Source organism: Bacillus sp. Marseille-Q1617 (genome assembly GCF_903645295.1).
Lineage (GTDB): Bacteria > Bacillota > Bacilli > Bacillales > Bacillaceae_B > Rossellomorea.
The window spans coordinates 1,769,457-1,785,835 of record NZ_CAHJXM010000001.1 but is presented as its reverse complement, the minus strand read 5'-3'; the positions used below and the strand labels follow the sequence as shown (position 1 = coordinate 1,785,835).

Below are 16,379 nucleotides of genomic sequence, written 5' to 3'. Positions count from 1 at the left end.
ATGACAGAAAACTATTTCACCAAATCAGTGAGAATTTCACCATCAATCGCCCATTGATCTTCAGGACTATTTTTACGGATGATTACTTCACCATTTTTTACCAATTGCGTTTTTTCATTCGAAATCCACTTCAGCTTCGCTTTCACGGCCAGCCCGAAAAGAGGATGTAAATCCTCGGATGGGAGCAATGAAAGTTCAGCAATATCGATGTGTTCTATCTCATTTATCAGTTTTTTTGCAGTACCTTTCTTCCCTTCCGACAAGACAAGTGAAAGAAGATTGTCATCATGCTGATTGATTGCTACTTCCATAATATGAAGGCTCTCATACGGGTCCATGTTGTATAAATACCTATGAAGTTCTCCACCGGCTTTTAGAATCATCAATTTATGAGCCAAATCGGGTGTCGGGGTTTTGTGTGTGGTACTGCCATAAAAATGAACACAAAAGTGTCCAGGAAATCCATTTTGGAGTGCTCCGGCTCCATGCGGCATTCCGTTCATGGAAGCAGGGATCAAAAGGTCTTTGTATTGAACCAAAATAGCTCTTCTATCCCAACTCCATTTACCCCCATATATACTTTTCATGATTTTTGTATCTTTTCTTGTAAGGGGCTGGACATCTGCATGTTTACTCCCTGCCCTCCGCTGCACATTGAAATAAAGACCTGTTTCCACGTCAATGATCGTGAAAAATGATTTATTCGGTATCATTTCATTTACAGTACGCCACGGCAGAAGTTCAATCGAAAAAGAGGGGCGCGGATCATTTATGGCACTTTCATTTTCTATCTTCATTACAGCTTCACCTTGTCCAGTCATAATAAAAAGGAAAAGAAGATAAACAATGAGGGTCCTTGCAAAATACATAATGAACCATACCTTTTTTTCTATAGTTTCTGAATGAACCTCAAATGAATAAGCTGTAATTATTGGAAATCATTATCCTTCACATTTTCTACATGAAAGTAAATTACTCACCTATACTACTGAGGAAGGGAATGATAACCGTTGATACAGCTATTGACAAAACTAACTTTGATCACTCTTCTTTCATTTCCTGTTATGAAAGAAACCTCCGCCGGTCAAATCGATATTACCTTTCAAGAAAGCCAGCTTTCGTCCTATCAAAAAAACGATTTATTATATAAAGGCATTGACGAACCACTTCTCAACCCAGAAGTGAGTGCAAAGATCATCGAAGACATAAACAAGAAAGTGTCGGTTCCGCCCCGTGATTCATATTTGGATGAAAACAATCAGATTATACAGCATGAAAATGGATATACTTTACATGAAAAAAAGTTCAATAACCTGCTGTTGGAAGCTTTACTCTCTAAGGGCTCAACTTCGATTGAAGTACCCTTAAAAGTAATATATCCCAGAGTGGATAGTGAATTGCTTTCTTCGATCCGGACCAAGCAAATCGGACAATATGTCACTTATTTCAACCGACATAATATGGAACGGTCTCATAATATTGCACTTGCAGCAAATGAAATCAACAATACAGTTGTCTTTCCCGGTGAAGTATTTTCATTTAACAAAGTCGTGGGTAAACGTACAAAAGACAAAGGTTATAAAAAGGCTCCCGTCATAGTAAGAGGAGAGCTTTCAGAAGATATCGGGGGAGGTATTTGTCAGGTCTCTTCCACTCTATACAATGCTGTCGATCTTGCGGGGGTTAAAATAGTCGAACTTTTTCATCATAGTAAAAGGGTCCCTTATGTTCCTCACGGAAGAGATGCTACTGTGAGTTGGTATGGTCCTGATTTCGTTTTCGCAACATTTATAATCAGCCCCTCTTGATCCGTTCGAAAGTATACGGGGGCCAGCTGATTGTAACAATCCATTCATCCGATACAATCAATGTTAAAAAAAGGGATGTACCACCTTCAACCAAGGATTTACCTCAAGAATTTCGAAAATCGACATACTGAAACATGCATCTCCTACAGAAGATGCATGTGATTGATCAGTGAAATTAATGATATTCCAAAAACTCTATTCTATTTCCAAAAGGGTCTGATACAAAAAAACGGTTTCTGCCATTAATCGGGGTATCTTCTTTTACTTCAATGCCTTTCAGAGTTAAGGTACTGCGAAAGCTGTCCAGCCCTTCTACAAGCAACCCCGGGTGAGCTTTTGTTGCTGGAACAAAATCTTTCTGAATACCTACATGAATCTCCTGTGAGCCAAACTGGAACCAACAGCCTCCTCTTCCACGCAGGTTTTCAGGTTTGGGAATCTCCTTCAACCCTATTATTTCTCCATAAAACCTCCTTGCATCTGATTCACAATTTTCAGGTGCAGCCAATTGAATATGATCAATTCCTTTAAATGATACCGACATCAAGTCTCTCCTCTTTCAATGGTTGATGGATTAATTTTACCATAAAATTCTAATATTGGTGCAAAAAAAAAGCTGCAAAGTATGCAGCTTATCATAATCATTATTGCACGTTTTTAATACCATCTATTACTGTTGAGATTAGTAATTCAAGATCTTCCACTTCGATATTCAGAGGAGGTGAAAGTGTCAAGACATTGTTATATCCGGCGACAGTCGCCCCATTTTTTCCTATGATCACGCCGTTTTGTTTGCAATATGAAATCACCTTGTTTACTTTATCCACTTCCAATGGTTCTTTTGATTGTTTATCCTTGACCATCTCGATCCCAATCAGCAGTCCTTTTCCTCGTATGTCACCAACGAGGTTATGCCCCTGCAGCTGATTCTTGAGACTATTCAGTGCCGTTTCTCCCAGCTCCGCAGATCTAGTGAAGAGATCTTCGTTTTCCATGATTTCAAGGTTTTTCAAGGCGAGAGCACAGGCTGCAGGATTCCCTCCGAACGTATTGATGTGGCGGAAGTAATCATATTCTTCAGATCCTTTAAAGGCTTCATATATCTCACGCTTGACGGCCGTAGCAGATAACGGCAGGTAAGCGGATGTGATTCCTTTGGCCATCGTGATGATGTCCGGCTTCACGTCATAATTCATGAAGCCAAACGGCTTGCCCGTGCGGCCGAAACCGCATATCACTTCATCGACGATCATCAATGCCCCGTGTTTCTCACACACTTCTTTAGCTGCTTTCATATATTCTTCCTGAGGTATTAATATACCTCCTCCCGTTATGATCGGCTCCATTATCAGAGCAGCCACGGTTTCACTGAGCTCCCAGGTCATTGCCTGGTCAATCGCTTTCACACCAGGTAATTCATGTGGGGATTCCCCCCCTGCTTCATCACGGTATGAGTCCGGCGGAGCTACATGGATGAAACCAGGAGCCAAGGGTTCGTATTTATATTTCCTTTGTGCCTGCCCTGTAGCAGCCAAAGCACCCATTGAATTTCCATGATACGCTCTATATCTCGAAACAATCTTGTAACGTTCTCCTTCACCCTTCTGCTGATGATATTGGCGGGCTATTTTGAATGCCGTCTCATTGGCTTCCGAGCCGCTGTTGGAGAAAAATATCACATATTCATCCCCCAGTAACCCGTTAAGTTTTTCCGCCAGCTTAATAGCGGGCTGATGACTTTGTGTGAGAGGGAAGTAGGCCATTTTTTTCAGCTGCTCATATGCAGCTTCTGCCAGTTCCTGTCTCCCGTATCCAACGTTCACACACCATAATCCAGCCATTCCGTCAAGATATTTCTTGCCTTCATTATCCGTTACCCAGGAACCCTTTGACTCGGTCACAACCATCGTCCCAGCAGGATTATACGGCTTCATGGAATGCCATATATATTGTTCATCCTGCTTCAGCCACATATCTTGATCAGTTTTCACCAATGGTAACTCCTCCTACTCTCTTTTCTAGAAATCGAATCTTGAGGTAATCATTTTCTTCCTAGTAAAGAAATTTACTCCGTCTTTTCCGTTAACATGCATGTCTCCATAGAAAGAATCCTTCCACCCTGAAAATGGAAAGAATGCCATGGTAGCCGGTACACCAACATTGATCCCTAACATACCCGCATCAGCTTCTTCCCGGAACTTTCTTACTGCTTTAGCATCTTTTGTGTAGAGGGTCGCCCCATTTCCAAAACGGGATTTGCGAATATATTCAAGTCCTTCATCTAAATCTTCTGCACGCAGCAGACTCAGCACCGGGGCAAACATTTCTTCTTTCGCAATGGTCATCTCAGGAGTCACATGATCGAAAATCGTTGCTCCCAAAAAGTTTCCTTCTTTCAAATCATCCATTTCCTTTCTTCCGTCACGAATCAGGGAAGCGCCTTCCTCGAGGCCTTTTTCAATGTATTTAAGAGTCCGGTCCCGATGTTCACTTCTGATTACAGGCGTGAGCAGTACTTCATCGTCCATTCCATTTCCGATACAAAGTTCATCCGCTTTCTTTTTAAGTGCATTAACAAATGGTTCGTTGTCTCCTACTACTACGACTGCACTGCAGGCCATGCACCGTTGTCCTGCACTTCCAAACGCAGAGCTGATGATGTGGTCCGCCGCTTTGTCCATATCTGCATCAGGCATTACCACGTGATGATTTTTCGCTCCGGACAAAGCCTGGACCCGTTTCCCTTGAGAAGCCGATTTTTCATAAACATATTTTGCTACAGGCTGAGACCCGACAAATGATATCGCTGCAATATCACGATGTTCAATCAGCCCGTTCACCACATCATGCGCCCCATGGACTACATTCAGCACACCTTCAGGAATTCCAGCTTGGGTAAATAATTCAGCAAGTTTGTTAGCAAGGATCGGTGTTCTTTCCGATGGTTTAAGCACAAAAGTATTTCCACATGCAACAGCAAGGGGGAACATCCAGAGCGGCACCATCATCGGAAAATTGAAAGGTGTTATTCCAGCGACAACTCCCAGCGGATAACGGAACATCTCGGAATCTATTTCTTCTGCAATGCCGCTGAGTGTTTCACCCATCATCAACGTCGGGGCACCGCATGCAAATTCCACACATTCAAGCCCGCGCTGTACTTCACCATATGCTTCTTTATATGACTTTCCGTTTTCCTGCACTACGAGCTTGGCTAATTCTTCATGATTGTCGGATAAAAGAGTATGGTATTTATAGAGGATTCTCGCTCTCTTCGGGACAGGTGTTTTCTTCCAGGATTTCGAAGCTTCTTTAGCTGACTGAACCGCGCGATCGACATCTTCTTTAGTCGAAATCGGAACGTTTGCCAGCTCTTCATTTGTTGCGGGATTCAAGACCTTCATCGTTTGCGAACTTAGTGATTCCACCCATTTCCCATTGATATAATTTTTCAAAACGGCTACTTCTTTTTTAATGACCGACATTTAAACTCCTCCTTGAGCACTTTTGGATAGCACAGATTCACCAGGCATAAGCGTTTTGAAGTGTATACTTCCATTATGAAAGATGAAGTAAGGGCTTTCATTAGACAAAATGTAAAGTAACCCGGGTTGTACATTGGACAATTCGTTCTTTGAAACTTTAACTTCGGCCTCTCATTTTACGGCCGACTGTCTCATTACATCCTTTAATGGGTCGAGATAATCATGAGCTGCCAATAAAAACTCAATCGCTAACCTTTTATCCGAACTCATATAGTCTTTACCAAGCAATTCTTCAATTTTCTTCAGACGATGATACAGCGTTTGCCTGACGATAAATAATTTCTTTGCCGTTTCTTGTTTTGAACCCTGACAGCTTAAGAATACTTTTAGAGTCAATAATAAACTTCCTTCGTTTTCTGCATCATACAAAATGATGGGACTCAAGTATTCTTCAATCATCCCCCATAGATCCACATTATTGTTTACGATGGAAATCAGCCTATAAAGGTGTAAGTCATCAAAGAAAAAGAACCGGTGATTCCCTCTGACTTTCGAACGGAACAACAAACTTTCCCTTGCAGTTTTGAAGCTTAGATGAATGTTCATCATTTCTTCCTGATATTTACCTATGGAAATGACAATGTCTTTTCCTTTCGATAGGAAATGCGAACTCTGAATCTTCTCAAGCGCGGTCTTCAATCGATTCTTCCAATCCATCTGTTTTCTGGTATCAAGAAGGATGAATAGTAAATCATCTCCATCTTTCTCAGGCAGTGCGTGGAACCCCTGCTGCTCGAATATACTTCTTGCGACTAGATTGAAATAAGTAAAATCCTGAGCTTCCTGACCTTTCATTTCACTAAATACACAAACGACTCCTCCATGAAAATTCATTCTTAAGCCTCTTAAATAAGCCTCAAGTCTTTCGCTGGACTGCTCACCTTTCAGCCATGACATAATCCACTTGGATTCTTCGATTCTCTTTTTTTCATTGAAATAGAGTTCCCTCATTAAAAATTGAGCAAGTGCAGTGGAAGTCCTGTCCAAAAGCAAGGTTTCATATTCACCAAAGGGATGATCATCCCTAAAAATGAAAAGCTCTGCATATTCCTGATCAAACAAAATGACTTTTGCAGAAGCAAAATCACTTCCGGGGCTCTTAAAATGTTCTTCATACTTACTTCGCACTTTTAATTCCTCTGAACGCCTCATCGGGGGATGAAGCTGCGGTTCTTGTTCCTTCAATTGGAAAATAACGGGTACCCCTAATTCTTTATGTAATAACTTTAGTATTTCTTGAGAATGATTGACGGTCAGCAATCTCTTATTAAGCACTTGAGCAAAATCATCTAATTTTTTCATCATTTCATATTGCTGGTTGATAAGGACGGAATGGATATCCTGTGTGATGCTGACAAACGGCACTTCTTCATCAAATACTATAATAGGAAAATCGTGTTGTTCAGCCAATTGGATGACCGATGGTGGGATCGTTGAGATATTCGTGTCAAGTTCTACACATAAGGCTGCGGCTTCACTTTGTATAAGTTGTTTCAGCAAGCAAATGAACGCAGACTCTTCCTTTAAAGCCAACCCTGTAGTAAGAATCAATTCATTACCGTTGAGTAAGTTCTTGATAGAGGTAACTTCAACCACATGAACCCATTTCACCTGACGCTGAATACCCTTGTGACCCGCTATGACCCTTGAATGTTCAAAATATCTTCTGGAAAGTATCGATTGAACCGAGTGATAATAAAGACTTTTCATCATCTTCTCCTTCTTCTGGCATAATACGTTCAATTGGGTAGACGTAAATAGATAAAAAGGATTGGAATAACCAACCCTTTACTCATCTGCTGGGATCAAAATGTGAACCTCTGAATGGCAGAACTTGATCCATTCTTCTTCCGATATTTCAGGTGAAGAAAGAAAGGATATCATCCATTCCACAAGATCCTCGGATGTGTCCATTTTGCTCGGGAACAATTGAAGTTTCTCCATTTCACTTATCTTATCTTTGGCCAGTTCAGGCAGGTTCTCCATTTATATCCCCCTTTCGTCTTATGAATGGATCAAAAGGTTTGAAAAGTACTTTCTTGCATTGGCTGTTTTTATATGAAGTGTCGCACTTCGTTTATTTTCTGAATGCTTAAAAACGACGTATGCCCCGCTTAAATTCTCTGTCACTTTTTCTATTTTGAATCCTTTTTGAATAAGAAAATCCATTTTATCCCGTTCATTTAAGAATTCTTGATATTCCGACATAAGCAACCTCCCTCATTAGCCTCTTAATATTCCAAGGTTTCTATAGATACAGTTCCATAGAAGCCTTAAAGAAACAACCTTAACGGAACCAAAAATTAAACGGTGGCACTTGTACCAGCAGGGGCTTCTTCAATTGATCTGTCACCTTCAAGATCAATCTCCCAGTCCCGTCCTGCCGAAATGCCTAAATACTTATCGTCATCCGGGTCGAGTAACTCCGCCTGTTCATATTTTTGGAACCACCAAAACTTGGCGAGGAAATAGTAACAAACAGCTCCTGCACCAAAGCCAACCAGGAATGAAAAGCTAGGGACAAAATAAGAAGCAACCGCTCCGATAATCCAAGAGATGAAACCGGCCAGGTTAACTCCATTCATATATTTGTATTGACCATGATCTTCATATAGAGCAGGAACATTCACTCTTCGCTTTCTGATTAAATAATAATCTGCAACCAGAATTCCGACGATTGCGGATAATATACCTCCTATAAACAAAAGAACAGGAATGATGACTCCAAATAAATTCCACGGCTGCACGAGAGTCCCGACGAGACCTGCCGTAAATACGCCTGCCCAAAATGGGAATTTTGGTCCGCCTACGTTAGAGAAAATAGTCGCTGCCGGTACAACATTCGCTGCAATATTTGTCGACCATTGAGCCAGGACAATCATGAGCAAAAGAATACCAAGTACTAAACCTCCGGCAGCTTCCTGCAGTGCAATGACAGGATCATAATTTAAGACTGCAATATAGGATACAGCACCGATTAATACCATGAATGTCTGTGTAATCGGGAGAGTGATCAAATTTCCAATCAAAGAGCTTTTATTTCGTTTAAACCAATTCTTCTCATTTCGAGGAGCCTTCATAAAGCGTGATATCGATGGGATATCGGCTGCCAAGGTCGCCCAGAATCCCATATTACTAAAAATGACAACGAGAAATGCTGTGACTGCCGCTCCTCCTGTAACAGGACTTTCCACCCAATTCCATATATCTCTCCCTTCTGCAGCTGCAGACTCAGATAGAGAAGAATACATCCATACGGATATTAAAATGATGACGGGAGCTGCAAGGTCGGCAAACCTTTCAACCGCTTTGATCCCCAGTGCTGTGTTGATTAATTGCAATAAAGCAAAAATCATGAAACATACAAACCAGTTATCAAAACCATATAAGAGGTTCAAAATTCCATTCATTGCAGTGGCTCCGAAATAGGTATTGATACCAAACCACATAGAGGCTGCTACCCCTCTGACCAGTGATGGAATATGAGTCCCTAATGTTCCGAATGGAGCCCGCATGTATACTGGAAAAGATAATCCATGTTCCACCCCAATATCACCTGTCAAGGTAATAAAAAGTCCAATTGCTAAAGAGCCTATGAGAGTGGCCAAGAGTACAAGGGGAAGCGGTAAAGACATCACTCCTGCTCCTCCGATGGCGAATGTGGCAAGCACGACCACCATACCGACCCACATGAATGAATATCCTAATTTCGTGATTTTTCTATCTTTCTCTTTTACCGGCAGTAAATCAGGTGACTTCAAATAGCTTGTTTTCAACATGAACACTCCTTTTTGTGTGCTTCAAATGGCAAAACCAAACGAATCCAAGAGAGGCATGGGAGCAGGACAAACCATTCTGCTCCTCATGCAGGAGCTGTTCTACTATTAAGCAAGATTCATAAGTCGAGTGAAACTAGGATTTAGAAGGTTGTAAGGCTTCGCTCTCTTCTTTCGAAAGTTGTTTTCCGTATCTCGCTCTCTTAACATACTTTCCTTTCCCCAATTTGCCCACGAACTGCTTATCTTTAATGACATATTCACCTCTGGATAATACAGAAACGGGTTCTCCCTTGATTTTCATTCCCTCAAACGGGTTATAGTCCGCTGCCATATGATGGTTCTCTGCGGATATGACCCGTTCCACATTAGGGTCGAAAATCACCACATCTGCATCCGATCCTGCTGCAATGGTCCCTTTTTGCGGGTAAAGACCAAATAGTTTCGCACTTCGTGTGGACATGATATCAACAAACTGATTCAAGGTAATCCTTCCTTTTTCAACTCCTTCTGAGAATAATATTGATACACGGTCCTCAATGATCGGTCCGCCATTTGGAATTTTAGTGAAGTCCCCTAATCCAAGTTCTTTCTGCCCTTTAAAGTCAAAGGAACATTGATCGGATCCAAGTGTTTGAAGCTCGCCGCTTTTTAATGCATTCCATAATACATCCTGGTTCCACTTTTCGCGCAGCGGCGGGGACCACACGTATTTAGCGCCTTCAAAATTCGGCCGTTCCAAGTAAGTTTGATCAAGCACTAGATATTGGGGACAGGTCTCACCCCACACGTTAAGACCCTTGCTTCTTGCCTCGGCTATTTGTTTTACAGCTTCAGAACAGGATACATGGACCACATACAATTGAGAATCAGCAAGCCCTGTTAACTTCGCTGCTCTTCCCGTGGCTTCCCCTTCAAGCTCGGGAGGTCTCGTCAATGCATGGTAAATTGGGTCTGTATTCCCCTCAGCCAGTGCTTTTTCTGTCAGATACTCGATGACATCACCGTTTTCGGCATGCACCATGACCAGGGCACCAAGGTCTTTTGCTGCCACCAAGGTACGGAACAAGGTTTCATCATCTGCCTGAAAAACATTTTTATACGCCATGAAAACTTTGAAAGATGTAATACCTTCTTTTTCAATCACCTCAGGAAGCTGGCTTAATACTTCCTGATTGATTTCGCCTATCATCAAATGAAAGCTGTAATCGATCACAGCCTTATCCTTTGACTTTGCATGCCATGTATCAATTGCATTTTGAAGGGGTTCACCTTTATTGGTCAAACAGAAATCGATGAGTGTTGTCGTTCCCCCAAAGGCAGCAGCTATTGTGCCTGTCTCGAAATCATCTTTAGAGACTGTACCGCCGAATGGCATTTCCAAGTGGGTATGCGGATCAATCCCGCCGGGAAAAATATACTTCCCTTCGGCGTCAATGACTTCAGCATCACTGTTGTCAAAACCCTTTCCAATACTGATGATTTTTTCATCTTCGATAAGAATATCGGCCTTATAGATATCCGCTGCTGTAACGATTGTTCCATTTTGAATTATTTTTTTCATTTCTCACCCTCCTGATTATTTCACCGCATTCGTTTCACACTGTGCCAATTTACCAAGTGCAGCCTGACGTTCATTCCATGTCATCGGCATATGGCCGCTAGGTACTTCCACCATATCGATTGCACCATCCACCGGACACACGATTGAACACAGATTGCAGCCCACACAATCTTCTTCGCGCACCTTTAAATAACTGTTTCCTTTTGGGTCTTTAAGCATGTCGATACATTGGTGAGAGGTATCTTCGCAAGCGATATGGCATTTGTTGCAATTGATGCACACATCATTATTTATTTTCGCTACCACACTGTAATTAAGATCTAAATTCCCCCAATCGGAATATCTAGGTACTGATTTCCCGACAAGATCCTTTACAGACGAAATGCCTTTTTCATCAAGGTAGTTATTTAGTCCATCAAGCATATCTTCGACAATTCTGAAACCATGATGCATAGCGGCCGTACATACCTGAACACCTGATGCACCCATCAGCATATATTCCACGGCATCCTGCCAATTTGATACTCCTCCCATGCCGGAAATCGGAACATTGATACGAGGATTGCGTGCACACTCAGCCACCATATTCAGCGCTATAGGCTTCACTGCCGGTCCACAATAGCCGCCGTGCGCGCCTTTACCTGCTACATGAGGAATGGTGTTCCAGCTGTCGAGATCGACGCCCGCCAGACTATTGATTGTATTGATCATACTTACTGCATCAGCTCCGCCTTTAACGGCTGATTCTGCTGTTACGGTGATATCCGTTATGTTAGGAGTCAATTTAACGATGACAGGTGTTTTTGCCACTTCTTTCACCCAGTACGTTTGTTTTTCGACCAATTCCGGAACCTGACCTGAGGCAGCTCCCATTCCCCTTTCGGCCATCCCATGCGGACATCCGAAATTAAGCTCTAATCCATCGACACCGATATCCTCCACTTTCTTGACAATCTCATGCCACTTCTCCTGCTTTGGTTCTACCATCAATGAAGCAATGATTGCATGATTCGGGAAACGCTTTTTCGTTTCATAAATCTCTTTTAAATTCACTTCCAATGGTCGATCCGTAATGAGTTCGATGTTATTAAAGCCCGCTACACGCTGTCCGTTAAAACCTACCGCCGCAAATCTTGACGATACGTTGATAATCGGTTCCCCCAGCGTTTTCCAGACGGCGCCTCCCCAACCAGCTTCAAATGCTCTTTGCACCTGATAACCCGAATTGGTAGGCGGTGCTGATGCCAGCCAAAAAGGATTCGGTGATTTAATTCCTGCTAAATCAATGCTTAAATTTGCCATGTGTTTCCCCCCTCTAACAAATCTTAATTGATCTGAAGCGACGTCAATTTACTATGAAGGTGATGGGCCGCCTTCTTACCTTGTTCAGCAGCTGTCACGACCATCGCTTCCCCGATTCCTTTTCCGAAAACTACATCACCGCAAGCCAATACTTTCGGATTGGAAGTTTGAAGTGTATCCTTATCCACTTGGACGACTCCGCCTTTATGTGCCAATTGGAATTGATCGATTAAAGATTGATGCCTTGTTTGACCGATCGCTTTAATAACAGCATCAACCGGTAAGGTAAATTCGGATCCTTCTACCGGAACGGGACGGCGCCTTCCATCTTCGCCCGGTTCGCCAAGCTCCATTTTCAAACATTCAATCCCTATCACCCTGCCATCTTCATTTCCAATAATTCTCTTAGGAGCTGTAAGCCATCGGAATTCCACTCCATCCTGTTTTGCAAATTCATATTCAAAATCATAAGCCGTCATCTCTTCCAACGTACGACGGTATAAGATCTTTACATTTTCAGCTCCCAATCGAACTGAACAAGTCGCACCATCAATGGCAGTATTCCCAGCTCCGATGACAACCACTTTTTTACCGATATACTCATTTGAAATCTCACCGCTCTTGGTGGACTTTACAAACTCTATGGCATCATGAACCCCTTCAAGATGCTCCCCTTCAATATTCAGGGGAGGTACATGTGACATGCCGGCAGCCAGTATGACAAAGTCATGGCTATCCAGGATTTCTTCTGCAGAAATATCTTCACCGACCTTGGTATTTGTCCTTATCTCAACATTCAGTTTCCTGACTTGCTCTACTTCCCAATAGGAGATACTTTGTGGAAGGCGGAACGACACAATGCCATACGTGTTTAAACCCCCAGCTTGTTCAGCCGCTTCGAATATGGTTACTTCATAACCAAAACGTGCTAATTCCCTGGCTGCGGATAATCCTGCAGGCCCTCCTCCGACAATCCCTACCTTCTTTCCGTTTGGTTCACCTGCTTCAAATAAAACAGCGTCATTATGCCGCGCCCAATCGGTAGCATAACGTTGGAGATCACCAATCATAATTGGCTTTGTGGAGTGATTAAGAACACATGCACCTTCGCATAACTCCTCAGTCGGGCATACCCTTGAACAGCTTGCGCCGACAGGATTCGAACTCATTATCGTTTTTGCGGAGCCCTTAAAGTTTCCGGAAGCAATCTTCTTAATAAATGAAGGGATGTCAATTCCCGTTGGACATGCTTGAATGCAAGGTGCGTCGTAGCAATACAGACATCGATTCGCTTCTTCCAAAGCATCTCTGTTGGATAAACCTTTATGTGCCTCCTGAAAATTCTCCTCAAGATTAAGTAATGATAATGTCTTGGACACAATAGCTTCCCCCTATTCCCCCTGTTAATAAATTCATAAAGCCAAACAGTTACAGGCTGACAAAGAATGCATGCAAAGAGCGTTTCGATGTCAGCCTATTTTGTTAAGGCAACTGCGCTGGATTAATAAAGACAGCGGCACTGGCCAAATCAAGGAAGCAGCGCTGTCATTTCGTTGTACGTTTCAGGTCTGCGATCACGATAGAACTGCCAAGTATCTCTCACTTCACGGATCAATTTCTTGTCCATTTCCCCGATGATGACTTCATCTTTGTCTCTGCTTCCGATTGAAACAAACCCGCCTCGGGGATCTACCAGATAAGATTGTCCGTAAAATTCCCCCATGTTCCAGGGTCCTTCATAACCGACCCGGTTAATTGCTCCCAAATAATAACCGTTTGCTACGGCATGGGCAGGCTGTTCAAGTTTCCATAAATATTCAGAAAGCCCGGCAACGGTAGCAGAAGGATTAAATACGACTTCTGCTCCCTTCAACCCTAATAATCTTGCTCCCTCAGGGAAGTGCCGGTCATAACAGATATACACCCCGACTTTTGCATAGGCCGTATCGAAAACCGGATAACCCAGGTTGCCTGGTTTAAAGTAGTACTTCTCCCAGAAGCCATACCCTTCGCTGCCAACTGCGACATGAGGAATATGCTGCTTTCTGTATTTGCCGAGATACGAACCATCAGCATCGATCACAGCAGCTGTATTGTAATAGGTGGCTATTCCTTCTCTTTCATAGATTGGGAGAACGATCACGACATTCAGCTCTTTAGCTAATTCCTGAAAGCGTTTCGTCGTAGGCCCATTCGGAATTTCTTCTGCAGAATCATACCATTTAGGATTTTGTTCTGAGCAAAAATAGGGGCCATAGAAAATTTCCTGTAAACAAATGATTTGTGCCCCTTTTTTTGCTGCATCCCTTACTAATTCAATGTGTTTTATAATGGACTGTTCCTTATGGACTTCTACCGGTTCACTTCCATCTACATCATGAGAAGCTTGAATAAGACCAATTTTCACTTTGTCTGACATCCCTATTCCTCCTAGACTAATAGATTAATTCCAATAGTAAGCGCTTTCATGTTTTTTGTTGCTTATCGAGCGCTTACTAAATTTCACGGATCTGATGATGTCTGAATATTTTGTCTTTTCAACTCATTTTAACTTGTACATTTTTAAATTGCACTATACACTATGTAAAATCAGCTCCTTTGACTTTTGGTCATTATGTATATTCTTAAATAGAATAAACTATTTATAGGAGTTGAATTAACGTTAGCATATGTATTCTGCGAAATATGTAAAATAATTAGGGTAATTCTTTAAAATAGCTCGTTTTTTATCGACAAAATATTCAGAATTCTAATCAAATATACTTAAAAACCCGAACTAATTTGAATACTAAAATTCAAAATATTAGTTCGGGTTTACTCAGATAAAACACTTTTGTCCTTGTGTCTGAAAATCTATGAATTTACAGATTTAACATTTAGGGATTTTTGCCTTACTGGTCGATATTTAAGTAATTGCCGGATGAACCAGATCAGTACGGCTGTCCAGATGACAGCTCCTATGATCATGGATTCAGTATATGGAAGGTGAAATCCTTCCGGTGCATAAAAGATATAAGAGCTGACCACAGCTGTCATGAATAAAGCGGGAATGCTGCAGATCCAATGAAACTTCTGATTTTGGAGAAGATAAACAGCAGCAGTCCACAGCATGACAGTTGCTACTACCTGATTGGACCAGCCTACGTATCTCCATAGGAAGGTATAATCTATCTGAGTCAGCAGGAATGTCGGCAGTGCTACAGGGATAACCAGAAGTGCAGGAAGCCACTTTCCTTTCAGCTCTTTTTTTCTCCAATCAGTCAATAGATCTACGAGCATCATTCTTGAAGATCGTAATGCAGTGTCACCGGTGGTTACCGGCAGGATGATGACACCGAGTACCGCCAGGATGCCGCCAAGGGTACCAAGGGTCGTTTTGCTGATTTCATTTACAACTCCTGCAGGACCTCCAGCAGCCAATGCTTCCTGAAGCCCTCCGGTACCATTGAAGAATGCCATTCCCGCAGCAGCCCAGATCAATGCGATGATACCTTCGGCCACCATTGCTCCATAAAACACTTTCCTTCCTTCGCTTTCCTTTTTTAACGTTCTGGCAAGGATCGGGCTTTGTGTAGAATGGAAGCCTGATATCGCTCCGCATGAAACAGTCACCATCAGCAGCGGCCATAACGGAAGCTCCTGAGGATGTAGATTGTCCAGTGTCAGGTTCGGTACAGGATGTTCGAAGAAGAACAACCCTATACCAATCGCGACTGCCATAAATATCAGGACTGCACCGAAAATCGGATATACCTTACCGATGATTTTGTTGATGGGCAAGACAGTGGCAACAATAAAATATGTAAAAATTATTAACAATGATGCCATGAAGGATAATGGTGTCACTTCGGCCATCAATTGAGCAGGTCCTGAAGTAAATGCTGCTGCTACAAGTATCATCAAGATGATAGAGAGAATATTCATTACAGATCTGACATGTCTTCCAAGGTATCTTCCCACTAATGAAGGAAATTGAGCTCCATTATGCCGGAGTGATAACATGCCCGAAAAATAATCATGTACAGCTCCTGCGAAAAGTGTACCCACGACGATCCATATGAATGCGACCGGTCCGTATAAAGCCCCTAAAATGGCTCCAAAGATCGGCCCGAGTCCTGCGATATTCAATAATTGAACCAAGCTCGCTTTCCACCAGCTCATTGGCATGTAATCAAAATCGTCTTTGCTGGCGTATGCAGGTGTGAGGTTCGAGTCATCTATACCGAAAATCTTCTCGACCACCTTTGAATAAATCATATAACCCGTTACTAAAATACAGACTGATGCAAGAAATGTCAGCATCAAGATGTCCTCCCTTCAGATGAAATTAAGATTCATTTTAATACGTTAAACGACAAATAACAACAGAATTTTCTAAAAAGAT

The 16,379-nt window shown here is 42.2% G+C and carries 14 protein-coding genes; 1 reads left to right on the top strand and 13 read right to left on the bottom strand.

What is annotated here, in order from left to right; translation table 11 throughout:
• Positions 1 to 11: 11 nt before the first annotated feature.
• Positions 12 to 797: a hypothetical protein gene (locus HWX64_RS08860; protein ID WP_175989105.1), complete on the bottom strand. Its 786-nt coding sequence runs from the start codon at positions 795 to 797 to the stop codon at positions 12 to 14.
• A 213-nt stretch (positions 798 to 1,010) separates the two neighbouring features.
• Here HWX64_RS08860 and HWX64_RS08855 point away from each other — a divergent pair, with 213 nt between their 5' ends.
• On the top strand, positions 1,011 to 1,808 hold the full coding sequence (locus HWX64_RS08855) for a VanW family protein (RefSeq protein ID WP_254871070.1): 798 nt from the start codon (positions 1,011 to 1,013) through the stop codon (positions 1,806 to 1,808).
• A 175-nt stretch (positions 1,809 to 1,983) separates the two neighbouring features.
• Here the strand turns inward: HWX64_RS08855 and HWX64_RS08850 are convergent, their stop codons facing one another.
• From HWX64_RS08850 to HWX64_RS08795, 12 genes are all read right to left on the bottom strand, one after another.
• Complete coding sequence (locus HWX64_RS08850) at positions 1,984 to 2,352, bottom strand: glyoxalase (RefSeq protein WP_175989104.1); 369 nt, start codon at positions 2,350 to 2,352, stop codon at positions 1,984 to 1,986.
• 100 nt (positions 2,353 to 2,452) lie between these two features.
• Positions 2,453 to 3,802: an aspartate aminotransferase family protein gene (locus tag HWX64_RS08845; protein WP_175989103.1), complete on the bottom strand. Its 1,350-nt coding sequence runs from the start codon at positions 3,800 to 3,802 to the stop codon at positions 2,453 to 2,455.
• Positions 3,803 to 3,826: 24 nt separating this feature from the next.
• Positions 3,827 to 5,293 carry a CoA-acylating methylmalonate-semialdehyde dehydrogenase gene (locus HWX64_RS08840; RefSeq protein ID WP_175989102.1) on the bottom strand — a complete coding sequence of 489 codons (1,467 nt, stop codon included), beginning with the start codon at positions 5,291 to 5,293 and terminating at the stop codon, positions 3,827 to 3,829.
• 171 nt (positions 5,294 to 5,464) lie between these two features.
• The gene (locus tag HWX64_RS08835; protein ID WP_175989101.1) at positions 5,465 to 7,066 is read right to left on the bottom strand and encodes a PucR family transcriptional regulator; all 1,602 of its coding nucleotides are present in this window, start codon (positions 7,064 to 7,066) and stop codon (positions 5,465 to 5,467) included.
• A 75-nt stretch (positions 7,067 to 7,141) separates the two neighbouring features.
• Entirely contained in the window at positions 7,142 to 7,339 is a 198-nt protein-coding gene (locus HWX64_RS08830; protein ID WP_175989100.1) for a hypothetical protein, read from the bottom strand.
• Positions 7,340 to 7,357: 18 nt separating this feature from the next.
• Positions 7,358 to 7,561, bottom strand: coding sequence for a hypothetical protein (locus HWX64_RS08825; protein WP_175989099.1), 204 nt, complete (start codon positions 7,559 to 7,561; stop codon positions 7,358 to 7,360).
• Positions 7,562 to 7,656: 95 nt separating this feature from the next.
• Positions 7,657 to 9,132 (bottom strand): NCS1 family transporter, encoded by a 1,476-nt coding sequence (locus HWX64_RS08820; RefSeq protein WP_175989098.1) that lies wholly within the window; start codon positions 9,130 to 9,132, stop codon positions 7,657 to 7,659.
• A gap of 133 nt (positions 9,133 to 9,265) precedes the next feature.
• A complete protein-coding gene (hydA, locus tag HWX64_RS08815; protein WP_175989097.1) occupies positions 9,266 to 10,693 on the bottom strand; it encodes a dihydropyrimidinase in 1,428 nt (475 codons plus the stop codon).
• Positions 10,694 to 10,708: 15 nt separating this feature from the next.
• A complete protein-coding gene (gene preA, locus HWX64_RS08810) occupies positions 10,709 to 11,995 on the bottom strand; it encodes an NAD-dependent dihydropyrimidine dehydrogenase subunit PreA (RefSeq protein ID WP_175989096.1) in 1,287 nt (428 codons plus the stop codon).
• Between the two features lie 23 nt (positions 11,996 to 12,018).
• The gene (locus HWX64_RS08805) at positions 12,019 to 13,374 is read right to left on the bottom strand and encodes an NAD(P)-dependent oxidoreductase (protein ID WP_175989095.1); all 1,356 of its coding nucleotides are present in this window, start codon (positions 13,372 to 13,374) and stop codon (positions 12,019 to 12,021) included.
• 149 nt (positions 13,375 to 13,523) lie between these two features.
• Positions 13,524 to 14,414 (bottom strand): nitrilase-related carbon-nitrogen hydrolase, encoded by an 891-nt coding sequence (locus tag HWX64_RS08800; RefSeq protein WP_175989094.1) that lies wholly within the window; start codon positions 14,412 to 14,414, stop codon positions 13,524 to 13,526.
• A gap of 434 nt (positions 14,415 to 14,848) precedes the next feature.
• On the bottom strand, positions 14,849 to 16,297 hold the full coding sequence (locus HWX64_RS08795) for a carbon starvation protein A (RefSeq protein WP_175989093.1): 1,449 nt from the start codon (positions 16,295 to 16,297) through the stop codon (positions 14,849 to 14,851).
• Between the last annotated feature and the right edge of the window lie 82 nt (positions 16,298 to 16,379).